Below are 742 nucleotides of genomic sequence, written 5' to 3'. Positions count from 1 at the left end.
TTTAAAATTTAAAGTTTTTTTCAGCTTTAAATTTTAAACACAATATGAGCGATTTTGGCAAGAGGCAATTTGACATAATGTCTAATTATAGATACAAATGTATAGTTCGAATGTTTATTGAGAATCGTTTATTTTGAAAATGTTGAATCATTATACAGAATATGAAATTCTCACGAATACCTAAAACACCAATTATAATGACCCCAGTAATACAGATAATTGTAGAACGAGAACATTCTGGGATATTTTACATAATATTAATTATAGCTTACGAATATTAATGAAAACTAGGTCGTAAAACGGCTGTTACATAAATGCTGACGATATAGACCTAAAGGCGCTATATCTGCATCTATGTAAAATAGAACCGAAAAAGTTCTATTCGCCGTTTTACTCATAATAACATATTTGTACTATAATTAATATTATGTTAAATAGATGTTTTTTAAATACTATCTAAATAAACTATAAAAAGAAAGTACATTTGTATGATGCAAAAAAAAGAAAAACAATCTAAATTAGAATTCATAGCTTTAATGGCATCATTAATGTCATTAGTCGCATTGTCAATTGACGCTTTATTACCAGCTATAAAGCAAATAGGAAATAGTATTAACATTCAACAAGACTCAACAGATAGTCAATTATTAATTACTATGATATTTTTAGGCTTGGGTTTTGGTCAATTAATTTCAGGTCCAATTTCTGATAGGTCAATTAATTTCAGGTCCAATTTCTGATA

The 742-nt window shown here is 27.0% G+C and carries 1 pseudogene; it reads left to right on the top strand.

The features are described from left to right. Nucleotides 1-491 precede the first annotated feature (491 nt). Nucleotides 492-710, top strand: a pseudogene (locus BA195_RS12485) (Bcr/CflA family drug resistance efflux transporter); the annotation flags it as partial. Nucleotides 711-742: the final 32 nt, after the last annotated feature.

Origin of the sequence: Tenacibaculum soleae (assembly GCF_001693415.1) — a bacterium.
Classification (GTDB): Bacteria; Bacteroidota; Bacteroidia; order Flavobacteriales; family Flavobacteriaceae; genus Polaribacter; species Polaribacter soleae.
Note: the sequence above shows the minus strand (reverse complement) of the source record. Positions and strands in the feature narration are given on the sequence as shown.